The following is a 19,045-nucleotide window of genomic DNA, read 5'->3' on the forward strand; positions in this document are numbered from 1 at the left end:
TTTATAGCTGTATTCTTGGTATTTTGCCTTAGCTTTGCCTTTGGAGCAGGGCAGGGCAAATTTAAGTTGCTGCGCCTTAGCGAATTTAAAGATCAAAACGTCTCAGGCTGGCTAGCTAGTGAGAAGCTTGATGGCGTGCGTGCCTACTGGGACGGAGAGAATTTGCTCTCAAGGCAGGGCAAAAAGCTAAATGCACCGCTAAGTTTTACTAAAAATTTCCCTAAATTTGCACTTGATGGCGAGCTTTACGCAAAGGAGCTTAAATTTGAAGAGATTCAAGCAAGCGTTATGGATAAGCTGCCAGATGAAAAGGCGTGGAGCAGGCTTAAATTTCACATTTTTGACGTGCCAGAGGCAAGTGGTGGCTTGCCTCGTAGGCTTGAAGTTTTGGCTAAATTTCTAAAAAATGAGCCAAATGACAATTTGATCATCATAAAACAGATAAAAATGCGCGATAACGCTCACTTTTTAAAATTTGCTGAAAGTATCATCGCAAAGGGTGGCGAAGGAGCTGTGGTGCGTGAGCCAAATGCGCCATACGAGCGAAAACGAAGTAAAAATGCGCTCAAATTTAAGAAATTTAAAGACGCCGAGTGTGAGGTTATCGCCGTAAATAAAGGCAGCGGCAAATACGAAAAATTTGCTGGCTCACTCACCTGCAAGGCACTTGGTAGCAAGGATGATAAAGAAAGAGCTGGCGAGCCAAAAGAGGGCACTATCTTTAAAATAGGCTCGGGACTAAGCGACGAGCAGCGCACAAATCCCCCAAAGATAGGCTCTATCATCACATATAAATTTCAAAATTTAACGACTAATGGCAAGCCAAGATTTCCTATATTTTTAAGGGTTAGAGAGGATTAAATTTCATCCGCGATCTCTTTTAACGCCCTAAAAGAGTCAAGCTGTGCATCCTCATCAAAAATGAAGCTTTGAGCCATGATCTCATCGACTTCAAGTCTGTTTTGAAACTCTAAAATTTGCTCTTTAACGCTTTGCTTTGAGCCTATAAAAGAGCACGCCATCATCTCTTCCGTGACGCTTCTTTCTCTATTTTTTAGCTCTATCTGCCTAAAGTCGATCGGTCCAAAATGCGGAGCCTGTGCGCCTGCCTTGCCACTTATGGCAAAGACCTCGTCGTTATCTTTTTTTGGCGGTTGCAAATACTCTTTTCCGCCAGTTACTACGTTTAAGAAAAACTGCGTTTGCGTAGTGGCTAAACTCTTTGCTAGCTCGTCACTTTGGGCTATTATCACATTTGCTCCTGCGATGACATAAGGCGTGGCAAGAAACGAAGAAGGTCTAAAATTTTGACGATAAATTTCTACCGCTTTTTCTAGCGCACGTGGTGCAAAGTGCGACGCAAAGGCATAAGGCAGACCAAACTCAGCCGCCACATATGCGCTATATATGCTTGAGCCAAGTATGTAAATAGGTGGAAATTTTTCAATTTTTGGATAGGCTTTTACGGCTCTTTTGGCGTTAAAATAGTCCATTAATTCGTTTATTTGCATATCAAATTCTATCTCTCTGGCACCGCGTCTAAGCACCGCAGCTGTCTCTTGGTCGGTCCCTGGAGCTCTGCCTAGCCCAAGATCGACGCGGTTTGGATATAGAGTCTCAAGAGTGGCGTACTGCTCGGCGATAGAGTAGGGGCTGTGGTTTGGTAGCATCACGCCACCAGAGCCCACACGAAGGCTTTTTGTATGCTCTAAGATGTGCGCGATGATGAGCTGCGTGGCTGAGCTTGCTAAATTTTGCATGTTGTGATGCTCGGCAACCCAGTAGCGATTTATGCCGATATTCTCGGCAAATTTAGCCAGTCTGACGGCCGCATCTATGGCTTCTTTTGCGTCACCGCCTTGTTTTATCGGTAGTAAATTTAAGATTGAAACATTCATTTTTGTCCTTTTTTGTAGATGAGGGATTATAAAGATTAAATTTAAAATAGATTGTAAGTCTATTTTAAATTTATAAAGGCAAAGACCTATCCACGCAGCTTTCAAGCAAAATTTAAAAACTAACCTTGCTTTACTTTTGCTTTACTCTATTTTTGATAAAATTAACCACTTTTTTATGAAAGGCTTAAACTTGAAGATTTTAGTAACAGGTGGAGCTGGATATATCGGCAGCCACGTAGTAAAAGCACTTTTAAAGCAAGGCAAAGATGAGATAACCATCATCGACAATCTCTGCAAGGGCTCACAAAAAGCACTTGAGGCACTCCAAAAAATAGGAAATTTCAAATTTATAAATGCAAATTTAGAGGATGATCTAAGCGAAGTTTTCGCGAATGGCAAATTTGATGCGATCATCCATTTCGCAGCGTTTATTGAGGTCTTTGAGAGTATGAGCGAACCGCTAAAATACTATCTAAACAACACCGCAAACGTCGCAAGGGTGTTAAGATATGCAAAAACCTACAACGTAAATAAATTTATATTTAGCTCAACTGCCGCAGTTTATGGCGAGCCAGACGTGGCGGAGGTAAGCGAGACAACACCTACAAACCCGATAAATCCATACGGCAGAAGCAAGCTTATGAGTGAGCAGATCATCAAGGACTACGCCGCTTCAAATGAAAATTTCAAATTTGCGATACTTCGCTACTTTAACGTAGCAGGCGCGGACGAGGAGGGGCTTATCGGTCAGAACTATCCAAACGCCACTCACCTTATCAAGGTGGCCGTGCAAACTGCCCTTGGCAAGCGCGAGAGCATGGGTATCTTTGGCGATGACTACGCGACAAAAGATGGCACATGCGTTAGAGACTATATCCACGTTAGCGACCTAGCAGACGCCCACATAAGCGCGCTGGAGTATATCGGCAAAAACGGTAGTGAGACTTTTAACGTGGGATATGGCAGGGGATTTAGCGTAAAAGAGGTCATCGAGACCGCAAAAAAAGTAAGCGGAGTAAATTTTAAAGTGCTAAATGCGCCAAGAAGGGACGGCGACCCAGCTATCCTAATCTCAAACGCAAGCAAACTACGCTCGCTAACAAGCTGGAAGCCAAAAAGAGACGATCTAGCGCTCATCATAAAAACCGCTCTTGAGTGGGAAAAGAGAATTTAAGGATAAGCATGAAAATAGCAGTAATTGGAACTGGATATGTTGGACTAGTGAGTGGTGCATGCTTTGCTAAGATGGGCAACAGCGTGATCTGCGTCGATGTTGATAGCAAAAAAATCGAGGCGCTAAAAAACGGCGTCGTGCCTATATATGAGCCAGGGCTTGCTGATATCGTAAGTGAGTGTTACAAAAATGGTTCGCTTAAATTTAGCACGCAGATAACCGAGGCGCTAGAGCATGCAGATGTGCTATTTATCGCGGTTGGCACGCCTATGGGCGCTGATGGACAGGCGGATTTAAAATATGTCCTTTCAGTTGCGAAATCTATCGGAGAAAATTTAAGCAAACCGCTAATTGTAGTCGATAAATCAACCGTTCCAGTTGGCACTGGAGCTAAGGTGCACGAGGTGATCGAAGTTGAGCTTAAAAAGAGAAATGTAGATGTTAAATTTGAAGTAGTCTCAAACCCAGAGTTTTTAAAAGAAGGCGCTGCGGTTGAAGACTTTTTAAAGCCAGATCGCGTAGTTATCGGGGCTAGCAGCGAGTGGGGCTTTAGCGTGATGAGGGAGCTTTATGAGCCATTTATGAAAAATCACGACAGGCTTATCTGCATGGACGTAAAGTCAGCCGAGATGACAAAATACGCTGCAAATTCGATGCTGGCGACTAAAATCAGCTTTATAAACGAGATAGCAAATATCTGCGAACGTGTGGGAGCTGATGTAAATTTAGTAAGAAAAGGCATCGGCAGCGACTCAAGGATCGGATATAGCTTCATCTATCCAGGCTGCGGATACGGCGGCAGCTGCTTTCCAAAAGATGTCGAGGCACTCATCTACACAGCTAGACAAAATGGCTTTGAGCCAGAGCTTTTAAACGCGGTCGAGTCAAGAAATAAGGCTCAAAAAAGAGTGCTATTTGAGAAAATTTATAACTTCTTTGGCGGCGACCTAAAGGGCAAAACGATCGCACTTTGGGGGCTTGCATTTAAGCCAAATACCGATGATATGAGAGAGGCTAGCTCGCTAATTTTGATAAAGCTTTTAGACGAGGCTGGCGCAAAAGTGGTCGCTTACGATCCAAAAGCAAGCGAAGAAGCTAAAAAATATATGCCAAATTTAGATGTGAAATACGCTAAAAATAAATATGACGCTCTTGATAACGCCGATGCTATGGTGCTTGTGACGGAGTGGAGCGAGTTTAGATCGCCTGATTTTATGGAGATCAAAGAGAGGCTAAAAAACGCTGTCATATTTGACGGACGCAACCAGTATAACGCTAAAATTTTAGCCGAGCATGGCTTTAAGTATTTTCAAATAGGCGTCAAAGCGTGAAGCAAATTTTATCTCTCATAGCTTGTTTGCTACCTTTTGCTCTCTTAGCTAGTGATGAGACAGGTAAAAGCGAGGCAAAGACGCAAGAGCAGGTTTTTGAGCTGCCTGTCTCAAAGATGCCGGTTGATTATTTTAAATATGAAGTTGCATTTTTTAAAGAGGTGCAAACAGACTGTGAATTTGCTATGCTAGAGGGTGGACATTTAGATAAAAAAGAGGATAAAAGCGGGGTTTATTATGAATTTAGCGCAGAAGATAAGCCGCTTAAGCCTTGCAACGACAAAAAGAAAAAGAGGCAAATTTATTATGAATTTACTCAAATTTTGCCTGGCGCTAGCCCCATAAGGATCGTAACTCCGCAAGGTATAGGCGCAGAGATAAGAATTTATGAACGTATAAAAACGATAAAACCAAAAATTTTAAAAAGGAAAGAGAAATGAAAATAGCAGTAGTAGGACTTGGATATGTAGGACTTCCATTAGCGGCAGCTTTTAGTGAGAAGTACGAAGTAGTCGGCTTTGACGTAAATGCAAAACGTATAGAAGAGCTTAAGAGTGGCTATGATAGAACGCTTGAACTTAGCAACGAGCAGATGAAAAAAGCGATCGATAATGGCATGAAATTTAGCCTAAATTTAGATGACATCAGAAGTTGCAACTTCTTCATCGTAACCGTCCCAACTCCTATAGATAAGAACAAACGCCCTGATCTAACCCCAGTGGTAAAAGCGACCCAGAGCGTGGCAAAAGTGCTTAAAAAAGGCGACATCGTTGTTTATGAAAGCACCGTTTATCCAGGCGTTACAGAAGAAATTTGCGTGCCACTTCTTGAAGAGAGTGGGCTTAAATTTAATAAAGACTTCTTCTGCGGCTACTCTCCAGAGCGCATAAACCCAGGGGATAAAGAGCACACTGTGACAAAGATCAAAAAGATAACAAGTGGCTCAACTCCAGAGATCGCTGACAAGGTCGATGAAATTTACCGTTCTATCATCACAGCTGGCACCCACAAAGCTTCAAGCATCAAAGTAGCAGAGGCTGCAAAGGTCATCGAAAACACCCAACGCGACATTAACATCGCCTTTATAAACGAGCTTGCGATGCTCTTTGAAAAGCTTCACATCAACACCATAGACGTGCTTGAGGCTGCTGGTACGAAGTGGAATTTCTTAAATTTCCGCCCAGGTCTAGTCGGCGGTCACTGCATCGGCGTAGATCCATACTATCTAACTCACAAAGCTCAAGAAGTGGGCTACAACCCTGAAATGATCCTAGCAGGTCGCCGCATCAACGATGATATGGGCAGATATGCAGCCGATCAAGTGATAAAACTAATGATAAGAAAAGGCGTGCTTATTAATAAAGCGCGCGTGCTTGTTCTTGGCATGACATTTAAAGAGAACTGCCCAGATATAAGAAACTCTCGCGTTATAGACGTGGTTGATGAGCTAAAAGACTTTGGCTGCAAGGTCGATGTGACTGATCCTTGGGCTGATAGCGCTGAGGTAAAACATGAGTACGGCTTTGATCTAGTAAAAGAGTATAACCTAGACGACTACGACTGCATCGTGATCGCCGTAGCTCACAATGAATTTAAAAAGCTCAACCTAAAAGGCCACTTGGTTTATGATATAAAAAATATCTACCCAGAGGCTGACGCTAGGCTGTAAGGAATTTAGTGCACAAAGTAAGCGTAAATTGTAAAATTTTACTTATCTTTCTGGCTGCTTATCTGTTTGGATTTGCAGCTAGGATGCTTTGGGTATTGTGGGCAAAGGATATGCCAGAGTTTTACTTTAATGGCGAATTTATGCTTACGACAAATGACGCATACTATTACGCAGAGGGCGCTAGAGATATGCTGGTTGGCTTTCATCAGCAAAATGACTCTAGCCCCTTTAATCACCCAATCTCAACCATAGTTTTTTATATTTGCAAAATTTTACCTTTCAAGATTGAAAGCGTGATGTTTTATATGAGCGCGCTTTTAGCACCCCTTATCGCGCTTCCAGTTATCTTGATATCAAATGAGTTCAAGACCCTAAAAGCTGGAGCTGTGGCTGCATTTATGAGCGTTATCTTGCCAGGCTATCTTGTAAGAACGTCGCTTGGCTACTTTGATAGCGATATGCTAAATGTTACATTTGCGCTTTTTATCATCTATCTTTTGATCAGACTTTTAAATGCAAATGAACAAAAATTTATCGTTTTGCCCAGCCTTTTTGTATCGCTTTATCTTTGGTGGTATCAAAGCTCTTATGCCCTTATTTTAAGCATCATTTTTATTTTTTTTATCTACACGCTTGCTTTTGTGCGAAGCAGGATAGAAAACTACCAAGCGATATTTTTTATGTTTATAAGCATCGTTAGCTTCAATATTTTTTCAAAAGATCCACTCATCGCAAATAAAATTTTGATTTTAAATTTAGCGGTTATTGCTTCATTTTACGCCATTTTTTGCAAATATAAAAAACTGCTTTCACCTAGAAATTTGAGCATTTTTCTAGCTATTATGCTAGCTATTTTTATCTATTTTGGTGGTTTTGATCTTATTATCTCAAAGATTGGCAGTTATGTCTTTAAAAGCAGCTCAGAGGTTGCAAGTAAATTTCACTTTATAAGCGAATACACGCTAATTGATGAGGTAAAAAGCGCTAGCCCTTTATATTTTGTCTATTTCATGGCTGGAAATATCCTTATTTTACTAGCAGCAGCGATTGGATATTTGGTGCTTTGCTTTAAATTTCGTCCATTTTTACTTAGCCTGCCACTGCTTGGACTTGGCGCTTTATCGCTATTTGGCGGAGTTAGATTTGCTATGTATGTAACGCCACTTGTTGCACTTGGGTTTGGATATTTCTTGCACTTTTTTTTAAATTTATTTGACCTTAGAAATTCTCTTAAAAATTTATCCTTTTTTATCTTTGCGGCTGCTGCTCTTGCTCCAAATTTAGAGATCGCTTACTCTTATAGACCGCATACTTTGATCACGCACGATGAGGCAATGGCGCTTGATCAGCTAAAAAAGGCTGCTAAGCACGATGACTACGTGCTTTCGTGGTGGGATTATGGATATGCCATAAGGTACTTTGCTGATGTTAAGACGCTAAATGATCCTGGCAGGCAAGGCGGCGAGAATAACTACTTTGTTAGCCTTGCCTTAAGAAAAGATGAGACAATCTCAGCTAAGCTAGCCAGAGTAGTGAGCGAGTACAACGACATCTCGTTTGAGAAAAAAAGTAGAGTGCTAGAAGAAATTTTAAAAGATCACAATACAAGCGATCTAAACCTCTTTTTAAGCCAGCTTGAAAGCGCAAATTTTACTTTGCCAGCGGCAAAAAAAGAGGTCTTTTACTATCTTGTGCCAGATATGATAGATATCGCCCCAAATGTCTTTAGATATAGCTACATCGACGTTATGAGTGGCGAGAAGCCAAAAGAAGAGTTTTTTTACTACATTAGCCCTATAAATAGCGTTAGTGAGGCTGGCATAGACCTTGGAAATGGCTATATCTTACCACTAAAAGAGCCAAAATTTATCACACAAAACGGCGAAAAGGTAGCCGTAAAGTCCTTTTATAAGATAAAAGGCTCTGGTAAAGGGCTACAAATAGACGAGAAAACTATCGACGAAAAGGCGAAAATTTCTGTTTTGTTTTTAGAGGACTATGCGCGCGTGGTTTTAGTTGATGAAAATGCTTTAAATTCAGCTCTTGTGCAGCTTTTTATATTTGAGCGAGCAGATGAGAGATACTTTGAGCCATTTGCCATCTCAAGTGGCGTAAAAATTTACAGGTTAAAAGTCTAATGCTAATCAATCTAATAAGCTCAATCGTCGTTTTTGTCGTATCAATGGGCATAAATTTCTTTCTTACGCCTTTTATCTTAAAAAGCCTTGGCAACGAGGCATTTGGCTTTGTAGGCCTTAGCAACGCCATCGTTAGCTATGCCGCAGTCGTGAGCGTGGCGATAAACTCAGTGAGCGGCCGCTTCGTCGCTCATGCGTGGCACAAAAAAGACCTAAGTCTTGCAAACACCTACTACTCATCAGTGCTTGTTGTAAATATCTTCTTTTGTGCCGTAGTCGTGGTGCTTAGCTCTGTTTTCATACTAAATTTGCAAAGCTTTTTAAACGTCCCTGAAAATTTACTTTTTGATGTGAGAATGACCCTTGTTTTTTACTTTATAAATTTCTGCGTTGGGCTATTTAACGGCGTTTTGACGGTATGTGCCTTTGTGACAAACAAGCTCTATCTGCTCTCCATCAGAAACGCCATCTCAAGCGCGATCCTAGCAGCTCTTATCGTGGCGCTCTTTTTCTTTTTTAAGCCGTTCATTTCATACATCGCGATTTCAGCGCTAGTTGCTAGCCTTTTTGTCTTTTTTAGCACTATTTTTATGTCGGCTCGCATCACACCGGATCTAAAATTTAGCCTTAGTAAATTTGACTTTTCTAAGATCAAAGAGCTTTTAAGCTCTGGCATTTGGAATAGCTTTAACGCGCTAAACCGTATACTTTTAACAGGTATGGACCTATTTATCTGCAACATTTTCGTAAGTGCAAACGCCACTGGCCTTCTTTCAGTTGCTAAGGCCGCCCCTATCATACTGGAGAGCTTTGTAGCGCAGCTTAGCGGTATCTTTGCGCCAAAATTTGTCGAGCTTTACTCTAAAAATTTGATCACGGACCTCATAAAAGAGGCTAAATTTTCAATGAAGGTGATCGCCTTTGTGATGAGCGCTCCGGCCGCATTTTTCGTCGTTTTTGGGCTGGATTTTTACACGCTTTGGCTGCCTTTTAAAAGCGCAGATGAGGTCAAATTTATCTACAACGTCTCGATGATCACGCTAGTGCCCATTGTCTTTATAAGCTTTGTTTTTTCGCTTTTTAACCTTGATAGCGCGACAAACAAGCTTCGCCGACCAGCTATTGCCAACACTATCCTTGGCGTTAGCACGATCATAGCGCAGATCGCACTGCTTAAATTTAGTGGCTACGGCGTTTATGGCATCGTCATCGTCGCAGCCGTTTTTTATAGCATAAGAATTCTCGGCTTTGACCTTATAAATGCAGCCTTAAATTTGGAGGTAAAGCTCACCACGTTTTATGGGGTTTATTTTAAAAATTTAGCCGTTTTTGCGCTCTGCGTGCTTGCGATATTTGCCTGCAAGGACTTTGTGAGCCTAGATAACTGGCTAAAATTTGCCATCTTTGCTGCGATCTACGCCGGCGCAGCTTATATTTTGGGATATTTTTTGTTTTTTAATGCCTTTGAGCGAGGCATAGTTTGGCGTAAAATTTTAAAAAAATTTAAAAGGTCTTAAATGAATGAAATTTATCTGATCTCTTTGGCAAAAGACACTAAAAGGCGCGAGCTTTTGCAGCAAAAATTTAGCTCTTATGATAGCTTTAATCTAATAGACGCAGTTGATGGCAGGGAGCTAAACGCGAGGGAGTACTACAAGATCATTTCGCCATCATTTAAAGCTTACGGCAAGGTTTTAAGCCCAGCAGAGGTTGGCTGTTCGCTCTCGCACGTAAAAGCTTACGAGGCATTTTTGGCAAGTGATGCGAAATTTGCACTCATCTTTGAAGATGACGTGATCGGAGATGATGAGGCGATAAAAGAGGCCTTTTTAGCAGCTAGCAAAATACCAGAAGAGAGCGTGCTCATATGTGGCATGCAAGATGGGCTAGAGGGCAGGTTTAGCGCCTTTGGTAAAAAGGTGGATGCTAGCCTAAGCAAGCCACTTTGGCAGGTCTCAAAGCACTCATTTTCAAGCATTTATAGAGCAGGGGCTTATGTGCTAACTAAAAAAAGTGCTAAAAATTTGCTTGAAATTCATAAAAATGCGCTTTGCACGACCGACGTTTGGGACTATTTGCTTGGCGTTAATGATATGCAGATGTATTTTTGCGATCTTTTTGCACACCCAACTGATCTAAGTGGCTCAAACATCGAGGGCGAGCGCCTTGAGAGGGGATACAGCGCAAATTTAAAGGCCTACATAAAAACAATTAAATTTATATTTTTCTCACGACTTGAAAAGCTTCAAGGCTATGAGAGAATTTTTAAAAGGGGCTAAATGAGCGAGCCATTAATTAGCATAGTAACCGCGACTTATAAGCGTCCAGAGCTTTTAAAAAAGGCCATAAAAAGCGCTCTAGCTCAAAGCTATAAAAATTTAGAAATAGTTGTGACCGATGACGGCGATGACGAGAGTGCGAGAGAAATTTGTAAGAGTTTTAACGATGCTAGGATCAAATTTGTAAAAAACAGCGCTCACAAAAAGAGCCCAAATGGCAACAAAAATAACGGCTTTGATAACGCAACAGGCGAGTTTGTCTGCTTGCTTGACGATGACGATGAGCTTTTGCCAGAGGCGATTGCTGTGTGCTATGAAATTTTAAAAAGTAGCGAGTATTCGTGCGTTTTTGCAGACGCGATCTGCGAGAAAGATGGCGTGATGACCGAGATGATAGCTGGTAGAAGCCCATATAGCAAGAGTGGGGCGATGAGCAAGGTTGATTATCACTGCGGGCGGATAAATGGCGAGTATTTTAAACTTTTTTCGCGTGAATTTATAGACGGCTTTAGATTTGATGAGAGCAGTTTTGGCGGCGAAAATGAGCTTTATATCCGCTTTTTTGAAAAAAATGTCTTTTATCTTAAAAAGCCACTTTACATCTACCGTATCGCAAGAAGCGATAGTGTGACGCTAAATGCTGGCAAACACGCGTTAAACGTGGCAAACGCCTACATAAAAACAGCAAATTTGCACTACGACATCGCTATAAAAAATGAGCCAAAATTTCTAGCTATGCAGTATAAAAACGCCGCTTACTACGCCAAAATAGCAGGCGAATATGGCCTTATGCTAAGGTGTATCTTTAAGAGTCTTAGCATTAAATTTAGTAAAGAAGCGTTTATTTTTTTGCTACTTAGCCCGCTACCAAGTGGCATTTTACCGGCACTCTCAAAGCTTAGAGTAAAGATAAAACAAAGGTTTGGCGTATGAAGGTTTTATTTGTCACATCAACGCTTAGAAGTGGCGGTGCGGAGAGAGTTTGCGCGGTGATCGCATCAAGATTTAGCATGGATCATGATGTAAGCCTTGTTAAATTTGACAAAGATGAGCCATTTTACGAGCTGGCAAGTGGCGTGAAGCTCATAAATTTGGGCGTTGGGGCTGATGAGCTTGGCTTGGTTGGAAATTTAAAAAAGAGAGTTTTAAAGGTGCTTGCCTTAAGGGCGCTCATAAAAGAGGGCAAATTTGATGCTGTTATATCATTTTTAGACGCCGTAAATACCTTGGTGCTCTTTAGCTCAGCTGGGCTAAAAACGCCTATTATCATAAGCGAGCACACAAACTATCTTGCGCCAAAAAGAGCCATTTTTAAGGTGCTAAGACGCCTTAGCTATCCATTTGCAAACGCACTTAGTGTCTTAAGCGACGAGGATCTTGGCTACTACTCGAAATTTTGCAAAAATGTGATGAAAATTTACAACCCGCTCTTTGAAGAGATACGCAGTGAGAGCTTTACTAAAGAAAATTTGATCATATTTGTTGGCAGGCTAAATAAGATAAAAAACTGCGAAATGTTTGTAAGAGTGGCTGCAAGCTTAAAGCAAAGCGGCTATAAATTTGTTGTCGCTGGAGATGGCGGCGAGAGGTCAAATTTAGAAAATTTAGCTAAAAATTTGGGTGCAGAGGTGGAGTTTTTAGGAAATGTAAGCTACATCGCCTCTCTTTATAAAAGGGCAAAGGTGCTGCTATCTTGCTCAAATTTCGAGGGTCTTGGAAACACATTGATAGAGGCGATAAACTATGACTGCGTGCGGGTTGCGACAAAAACTAGCGGGGCAAAAGAGCTTATAAAAGATGGCTTTGATGGCTTGCTTTGCGAGATAAATGACGCTGATCAGATGAGCGAAAAGCTTGCAAATTTGCTGCAAGATGAGGCAAAAATGGGTGAATTTGCTAAAAATGCAAGGGCTAGGCTTGATGAGTTTGGCGTGGAGCAAATTTATAAAAAATGGCTGGAGCTTTTAAGGCTTGGAGGTGTAAAGTGAAAATTCTTTTTGTCATAGCCGCACTTAGAAATGGTGGGGCTGAACGCGTGCTAAACGTGCTTGCAAATGAGCTTAGCAAAGACAATGAGATCACTATCGCCCTGCTTGAAGAAGACCTTGGGCTTTATAAATTTAGTGAAAAGATAAAGATCGTAAATCTTAATGTCACTGGCTCAGGGCTTGCTTTAAAATTTAAAAAAATCCTAGCCCTTAGAGCGCTTTTTAAGGAGCAAAGGGCTGATCTGATAATTAGCTTTATCGACTGGACAAACGTCGCTTGCGTGCTGGCAAATGCTGGGCTAAAGAGCAAACTTATAGCAACCGAGCATCACGAGCACAGCTACCTAAAAAGCAAAATCGCAAGCGCTATGCGTGATATTAGCTACCGCTTTGTAGATGGCCTAAGCGTGCTAAGCAAAAGTGACTACGACTACTATAAATTTGCCAAAAATCGCGAGGTCATCCACAACCCACTTTTTATCGACGTACCTGAAATTTGTGAGAAGCAAAACGTCATCTTAAGCGTGGCAAGGCTGGAGGCGGTAAAGGGCTATGATGTCTATTTTGAGGCACTTAGCAAGGTGGATAAGAGCTTGCTTGATGGCTGGGAGATAAAGATCGCAGGCAGTGGCAGGCAGGAGGCGCAGCTAAAAGAGATGGCTCTAAATTTAGGGCTTAATGTCAAATTTTTAGGTCACATAAGTGATGTTAGTAAGCTTTACAGCGAGGCAAAAATTTTCACTCTTAGCTCACGAAGCGAGGGGCTTTCAAATGTGTTAATCGAGTCAGGTGCTTTTGGCTGCGCTAGGCTAAGTAGCGACACTGTGGGCGCAAAGGAGCTTATAAATGACGGCACAGACGGGCTTATCTTTAAAAATGGTGATAGCAATGATCTAAAAGATAAGCTTGAAATGCTTTTAAAAGATGAAAATTTAAGGCAAAAACTAGCAAAAAACGCCAGCGAAAGTGCAAATTTATTTAGCAAAGAAAATATCATCAAGCAGTGGCGAGAATTTATAAAAAAGGTTGTTAGCAAGTGAAAAAATTAGCCGTTTTTTTATACTCGATGGGGCCTGGTGGGGCTGAGCGAAATGTGGCAAATTTACTGCCATTTTTGATCAAACGTTATGAAGTTCATCTCATCTTAATGAGCAAGGTCATCGCGTATGAGATCCCAAGCGAGGTGCAAATTCACTTTATAGAAAATAGCGATCCTTACGAGAGCGGGCTAAAGAAGCTTGCAAGGCTCTTTTTAGCGATGCCAATGCTTGCCTTTAAATATAAAAATCTTTGTCAAATTTTGGGCATCGACACGCAGTTTGTGCTGATGAACCGCCCTTGCTATATCGCTGGGGTTGCTAGGATTTTAGGGCTAAAGGCTAGGCTAGTTATCAGCGAGCGAAGCTGTCCGTCGATCCTATATAAAAACGATCTAAGCGGCAGAGTTAATAAATTTTTACTTAATCATCTTTATAAAAAAGCTGATCTAATCCTCGCAAATGCAGCTGGCAACAAAGAGGATCTGGTGCGAAATTTTGGCATGAGAGAGGACAAAACAAAGGTGCTTTATAACGCCCTTGATCTAAAAACTATAAATTTGCTAAAAGATGAGCCACTTGAGGATGGCTTTAAGCCATTTTTCATAAACATAGGCCGCCTTGATAGCGGTAAAAATCAAGCCATGCTAATAAAAATAATAGCTTCAATCAACGACCCTCGCGCTACGCTTGGCATCCTTGGCAAAGGGCCTTTAAAGGACGAGCTGCAAAATTTGATAGATAAATTTGGCGTGGGCGAGCGAGTAAAGCTTCTTGGCACTGATAAAAATCCTTTTAGGCATATAAAAAACGCCTCTTGCTTGCTTTGTGCCTCGCGTTTTGAGGGCTTTTCAAACGTCTTGCTTGAAGCGCTAGCATGCGAAAAAACTATCATCTCAACCGAGCACAAGAGCGGCGCAAAGGAGCTTTTGGGCGATAGCGAGTTTGGCATCTTAGTGCCTGTTGATGACGAAAATGCAATGAAAGAGGCGATGTTAAAAGTGCTTAACGAGCCAAAGATAAGGCAAAATTTTGAAAATGTTGCGTATAATCGGGCTAAATTTTTTGATAGTGAAAATATAGCGAGTGAGCTTATAAATTTTTTGGAAAATCCTAATGAATAGAAATTTGTTTTTTAAAAATTACTCTTTATACCTTATGATATTTGTCGCAGTCATCTTTGGCATGGTTTGTAGGCTTTACTGGGTCTTTTGGGCGAGCGAGTATCCGGTATTTTTCTGGAACAACGAGCTGATGATCAGCACAAACGACGGCTATGCATTTGCCGAGGGCGCAAGGGATATGCTGGCTGGCTTTCACCAGGAAAACGACCTTAGCTACTACGGCTATCCGCTTTCGACACTTACTTACTGGATCGTGAAATTTCTGGGCGTGAAGCTCGAGACAGCGATGATTTATATGAGCGTATTTTTCTCATCGCTTGTGGCTGTGCCTGTTGTCTTGATCGCAAATGAATACAAAGCAAAAATGGCTGGCTTCATCGCTGCACTTCTTGCAGTGATCGCAAATAGCTACTACAACCGCACTATGGCAGGTTACTACGACACTGATATGCTCATCATTCCACTTAGCGTTTTTGTCGTTTGGGGGCTTGTTAGAGTGCTTGAGAAAAAGGACGCAAAGAGCCTGATAATAGCACCTTTAAGCGTGCTTATCTATATGTGGTGGTATATGAGCGCCTTTTCGCTTATTAGCATTTTAACTGGACTATTTTTACTCTACACGCTCATTTTTGATAGGAAAAATCCACTTTTTTACCTTGAAATTTCTCTGCTTTTACTTGCTATTTCAAATCTTGATATAACTCTTAAATTTATCGCTGTTATCGTTATTTACGCACTTTGTCTATTTAAAAAAGAGGTGATAAATTTAAAATTTGCTCTTGGCATTTTGGCGATTATCTTTGTCGTCTTTGTCATCCGTGGCGGGCTAAATCCGATAATCTTTCAGCTTAAATTTTACGTCTTTAGAGATGCGCCTGAAGTTGGCGGTATGAGTTTTCACTTTTTTAATGTCAATCAAACTATCCAAGAGTCAAGCGTCGTTGATTTTACGCTATTTTGTGAGAGGATCAGCGCAAATGTCATCACATTTTTGATCTCGCTTGCTGGCGTCGCTCTTTTTTGCTACAAGCACCGCTCATTTGCCGTCTCGCTTGGCATGCTCGCACTTGGCTTTTTGGCCTTTAAAAGCGGCCTTAGATTTACCATTTACGCCGTGCCTATCATGGCGCTTGGCTTTGGCTATTTAGTGGAGTTCGTGCTTGCAAATTTAAAGCTAAAAGGAGCCGTGCTAAATCTCATAAGAGCCTTCATAGCAGCTCTTGTGCTTGCTCCAGCGCTCATTCACATCTATGGCTACAAGGCTGAGCCAGTCTTTGTAAATAAAGAGGTTGAAATTTTAAACAAGCTAAAAGGCATCGCAGGGCGCGAAGATTACGTGCTTGCGTGGTGGGACTATGGATATCCGATCAGGTATTACAGCGATGTTAAGACGCTAATTGACGGCGGAAAGCACCTTGGGCGTGAAAATTTTGCCGTGAGCTTTGCGCTTGGTAGCGACGAGATGAGCTCAGCAAATATGGCAAGGCTTGATGTAGAATACACTGAGCGAAATTTCAAAGAGCACTTTAACGGCAACTTGGCTCAAATTTTAAAAGATAGAAATTTAAGCGCCGATCAGTTTTTTAGCGAGATAAAAGAGGCTAATTTTAGCCTGCCAGCAAAGAGCAGAGAGATATATTATTATCTGCCAGATAGGATGCTTAGCATTTTCCCGACCATTTTGCAGTTTAGCAAGATCGATCTAAAAAGTGGTAAAAATTTAAACAACGGACTTTTCATCACCACTAGAGCGATCTCGCAAAGCGAAAAGGGCATTAGGCTAAGTGGCGGATTTACTCTAACAAGTGATGTCACAAATTTGATCTATGATGGCAATGTCTTACCGCTAAGATCTTTCATAGAGACCGACTACAACGAGGCTGGCAAGCTAAATGTAAAAGAGTATAAAAATAATGAAAGCTCAAACATTTCTGTTATTTTTATGAGGGATTATGGTAGGTTTATCATCCTTGATGAGAGCATTTTAAATAGCGCCTACATCCAGCTTTTCGTGCTTGAAAGATATGATCCTAAGGTCTTTGAGCCAGTCATACTTGATGGGGCGGCAAAAGTTTATAGGCTAAAGAGGTAGAGATGGCAAGGATAGGATTTTTAAGCCACGCTGATATGAGCATACACTTTTTTAGACGCCCTATTATGCAGGCTTTAAAAGATATGGGGCATGAGGTTTTTGCTATCGCTCCAAAAGGAAATTTCACTAATGAGCTTGCTAAAAGCTTTCACACCGTCACCTACGAGCTTGATAAGGCGAGCCTAAATCCGCTAACCGTGATAAATAACTCAAAAAAACTATCTCAAATTTTAGGCGAGCTAAATTTAGACCTGCTTCAAACTGGCGCTCACAAGTCAAATGTCTTTGGCACATTTGCTGCTAAAAACGCTGGCATAAAGCACGTGATAAATTTGGTTGAAGGCCTTGGTAGCTTTTATATCGATGATGATATTAAGACAAAGGCTGTGCGTTTTGTCATGGAGAGCCTTTATAAGCTCTCTTTTGCAAAAGCTGATGCTTGCGTCTTCGTAAATGACGCAGATCCAGACTATCTGATCTCTAAAAATTTGATAGATAAAAGCAAAGTGTATCGCATAAAAAGTGTCGGCGTCGATACTGCTAAATTTGACCCAGCTATCACGCAGGCAGCTGATCTTGGCGATAAAAAGGTGGTTCTCATGATCGCAAGAGCCATGTGGCACAAGGGTGTTCGTGAATTTTATGAGGCAGCAGAAATTTTAAATGGTTATAAAAACTGCGAATTTGTCTTTGTGGGTGAGGGCTTTGCTGGTAATAAATCAACCGCAGACGAGAGCTTTTTAAAAGGTGGCAAGGTGCGATATCTTGGCGCTAGAAACGACATACCACAGCTTTTAAAAGCTTCTTACTTGCTAGCTTTGCCAAGCTACAAAGAGGGCTTTCCAAGAACGGTTTTAGAGGCGATGAGCATGGCTAAAGCAGTCGTTGCAAGTGACGTGACAGGCTGTAATGAAGCTGTAAAAGATGGCTACAACGGGCTTTTATGTAAGGTAAAAGATGCAAGTGATCTTGCTGGCAAGATAAAAATTTTACTTGATGACGAAGCACTTTGCGCTAAGCTTGGTGCAAATGGCAGAGACTGGGCAGTTAGTGAGTTTGATGAGAAGCAAATCGCAAAAAGATATATAGAAATTTATAGGAAATTTATAGATGTATAGAAATTTTTTAAAGAGAGTGATTGATATTTTGGGAGCTTTATTTTTGCTCATTTTAACATCGCCTATCATCATAGCAACGGCGATTTTTATCTATTTTAAGGTTAGCCGCGACGTCATTTTTACTCAGGCAAGACCAGGGCTAAATGAGAAAATTTTTAAAATTTATAAATTTAAGACGATGAGTGACGAGCGTGACGCAAATGGCGAGCTCTTGCCAGATGATCAGCGTCTTGGTAAATTTGGCAAACTTATCCGCTCACTTAGCCTCGATGAGTTACCACAGCTTTTTAACGTGCTAAAGGGCGATATGAGTTTTATCGGACCAAGGCCGCTTTTAGTAGAGTATCTACCCATCTATAACGAAACACAAAAGCACCGCCACGATGTGCGCCCAGGCATTACCGGGCTAGCGCAGGTAAATGGCAGAAACGCCATAAGTTGGGAAAAGAAGTTTGAATACGACGTCTATTACGCTAAAAATTTAAGCTTTATGCTTGATGTAAAGATCGCTTTAATGACCATCGAAAAGGTGCTAAAACGAAGTGGCGTCAGCAAAGAGGGGCAGGCGACGACGGAGAAATTTAATGGCAAAAACTAAGAAAATTTACATCTACGGAGCGAGTGGGCATGGTCTTGTGATAGCTGACATCGCTAGAGATAATGGCTATGATGAGATAGTTTTTTTAGATGATGCTAGCGAGCGTAAATTTAGCCCAGAGCTTGAAAAAGCTGACATCATAATAGCCATAGGTGATAATAAAACAAGGCAAAAGATCAGCCAAAAGGTCGAGGTCGCTGGCTTTGAGATAGTAAATTTGATCCATAAAAGTGCGGTTGTGAGCGAGAGTGCTGTGATAGAAAAAGGCACAGTGGTCATGCCAAATGCCGTGATAAACGCAAAAGCTTGCATAAAAGAGGGCGCTATCATAAACTCTGGCGCGGTGATAGAGCATGAGTGCGTGATAGGTAAATTTGCTCACATCAGCCCAAATGCAGCCCTTGCTGGTAATGTGAGCGTGGGAGAATTTACGCACGTTGGCATTGGCTCAAGCGTCATTCAAGGCATAAGCATCGGCAAAAACTGCATCATAGGCGCTGGAAGCGTAGTTGTTAGAGATATAAAGGACGGCATAAAGGCTTACGGCGTGCCTGCATGCGAGCGCGCTAAGATATAAATTTAAAAATAAGTGCTAAAAT

Annotated in this window: 17 protein-coding genes; 16 read left to right on the forward strand and 1 reads right to left on the reverse strand. The window is 41.4% G+C overall.

Annotation, left to right across the window (positions count from 1 at the left end; genetic code table 11):
• Positions 1-3 precede the first annotated feature (3 nt).
• Positions 4-861 (forward strand): DNA ligase, encoded by an 858-nt coding sequence (locus CCS77_RS02710; RefSeq protein WP_236635301.1) that lies wholly within the window; start codon positions 4-6, stop codon positions 859-861.
• Here the strand turns inward: CCS77_RS02710 and CCS77_RS02715 are convergent.
• On the reverse strand, positions 858-1,898 hold the full coding sequence (locus CCS77_RS02715; protein ID WP_107916494.1) for an LLM class flavin-dependent oxidoreductase: 1,041 nt from the start codon (positions 1,896-1,898) through the stop codon (positions 858-860). The genes CCS77_RS02710 and CCS77_RS02715 overlap by 4 nt on opposite strands.
• A gap of 190 nt (positions 1,899-2,088) precedes the next feature.
• On the opposite strand from CCS77_RS02715, the gene galE reads away from it, so the two are divergent.
• Genes galE through pglD form a run of 15 tightly spaced genes read left to right on the forward strand, consistent with a single transcriptional unit; the run spans position 2,089 to position 19,023 of the window.
• Positions 2,089-3,072, forward strand: a complete 984-nt coding sequence (gene galE, locus CCS77_RS02720; protein WP_107916495.1) for a UDP-glucose 4-epimerase GalE — start codon at positions 2,089-2,091, stop codon at positions 3,070-3,072.
• Between the two features lie 8 nt (positions 3,073-3,080).
• Positions 3,081-4,403, forward strand: coding sequence for a UDP-glucose dehydrogenase family protein (locus CCS77_RS02725; protein ID WP_107916496.1), 1,323 nt, complete (start codon positions 3,081-3,083; stop codon positions 4,401-4,403).
• Positions 4,400-4,843, forward strand: coding sequence for an ecotin (locus CCS77_RS02730; RefSeq protein ID WP_107916497.1), 444 nt, complete (start codon positions 4,400-4,402; stop codon positions 4,841-4,843). The genes CCS77_RS02725 and CCS77_RS02730 overlap by 4 nt, the downstream gene beginning before the upstream one ends.
• Positions 4,840-6,072, forward strand: coding sequence for a nucleotide sugar dehydrogenase (locus tag CCS77_RS02735; RefSeq protein ID WP_103571625.1), 1,233 nt, complete (start codon positions 4,840-4,842; stop codon positions 6,070-6,072). Before CCS77_RS02730 ends, CCS77_RS02735 begins: the two co-directional genes overlap by 4 nt.
• Before the next feature lie 8 nt (positions 6,073-6,080).
• A complete protein-coding gene (locus tag CCS77_RS02740) occupies positions 6,081-8,210 on the forward strand; it encodes an STT3 domain-containing protein (RefSeq protein ID WP_107916498.1) in 2,130 nt (709 codons plus the stop codon).
• Positions 8,210-9,727, forward strand: a complete 1,518-nt coding sequence (locus CCS77_RS02745; protein ID WP_107916499.1) for an MATE family efflux transporter — start codon at positions 8,210-8,212, stop codon at positions 9,725-9,727. The genes CCS77_RS02740 and CCS77_RS02745 overlap by 1 nt, the downstream gene beginning before the upstream one ends.
• The gene (locus CCS77_RS02750) at positions 9,728-10,489 is read left to right on the forward strand and encodes a glycosyltransferase family 25 protein (protein WP_107916500.1); all 762 of its coding nucleotides are present in this window, start codon (positions 9,728-9,730) and stop codon (positions 10,487-10,489) included. It begins immediately after the preceding gene.
• On the forward strand, positions 10,490-11,422 hold the full coding sequence (locus tag CCS77_RS02755) for a glycosyltransferase family 2 protein (RefSeq protein WP_107916501.1): 933 nt from the start codon (positions 10,490-10,492) through the stop codon (positions 11,420-11,422).
• On the forward strand, positions 11,419-12,477 hold the full coding sequence (locus tag CCS77_RS02760) for a glycosyltransferase (RefSeq protein ID WP_107916502.1): 1,059 nt from the start codon (positions 11,419-11,421) through the stop codon (positions 12,475-12,477). The genes CCS77_RS02755 and CCS77_RS02760 overlap by 4 nt, the downstream gene beginning before the upstream one ends.
• The gene (locus CCS77_RS02765) at positions 12,474-13,517 is read left to right on the forward strand and encodes a glycosyltransferase (RefSeq protein WP_107916503.1); all 1,044 of its coding nucleotides are present in this window, start codon (positions 12,474-12,476) and stop codon (positions 13,515-13,517) included. Before CCS77_RS02760 ends, CCS77_RS02765 begins: the two co-directional genes overlap by 4 nt.
• A complete protein-coding gene (pglJ, locus tag CCS77_RS02770; protein WP_107916504.1) occupies positions 13,514-14,638 on the forward strand; it encodes an N-acetylgalactosamine-N,N'-diacetylbacillosaminyl-diphospho-undecaprenol 4-alpha-N-acetylgalactosaminyltransferase in 1,125 nt (374 codons plus the stop codon). The genes CCS77_RS02765 and pglJ overlap by 4 nt, the downstream gene beginning before the upstream one ends.
• Positions 14,631-16,730, forward strand: a complete 2,100-nt coding sequence (locus tag CCS77_RS02775) for an STT3 domain-containing protein (RefSeq protein ID WP_107916505.1) — start codon at positions 14,631-14,633, stop codon at positions 16,728-16,730. The genes pglJ and CCS77_RS02775 overlap by 8 nt, the downstream gene beginning before the upstream one ends.
• A gap of 2 nt (positions 16,731-16,732) precedes the next feature.
• Positions 16,733-17,848, forward strand: a complete 1,116-nt coding sequence (gene pglA / locus CCS77_RS02780) for a N,N'-diacetylbacillosaminyl-diphospho-undecaprenol alpha-1,3-N-acetylgalactosaminyltransferase (RefSeq protein ID WP_107916506.1) — start codon at positions 16,733-16,735, stop codon at positions 17,846-17,848.
• The gene (gene pglC, locus CCS77_RS02785) at positions 17,841-18,446 is read left to right on the forward strand and encodes an undecaprenyl phosphate N,N'-diacetylbacillosamine 1-phosphate transferase (protein ID WP_107916507.1); all 606 of its coding nucleotides are present in this window, start codon (positions 17,841-17,843) and stop codon (positions 18,444-18,446) included. The genes pglA and pglC overlap by 8 nt, the downstream gene beginning before the upstream one ends.
• The gene (gene pglD / locus CCS77_RS02790; protein WP_107916508.1) at positions 18,433-19,023 is read left to right on the forward strand and encodes a UDP-N-acetylbacillosamine N-acetyltransferase; all 591 of its coding nucleotides are present in this window, start codon (positions 18,433-18,435) and stop codon (positions 19,021-19,023) included. Before pglC ends, pglD begins: the two co-directional genes overlap by 14 nt.
• Positions 19,024-19,045: the final 22 nt, after the last annotated feature.

It is taken from the genome of Campylobacter concisus (genome assembly GCF_003048375.1).
Classification (GTDB): domain Bacteria; phylum Campylobacterota; class Campylobacteria; order Campylobacterales; family Campylobacteraceae; genus Campylobacter_A; species Campylobacter_A concisus_T.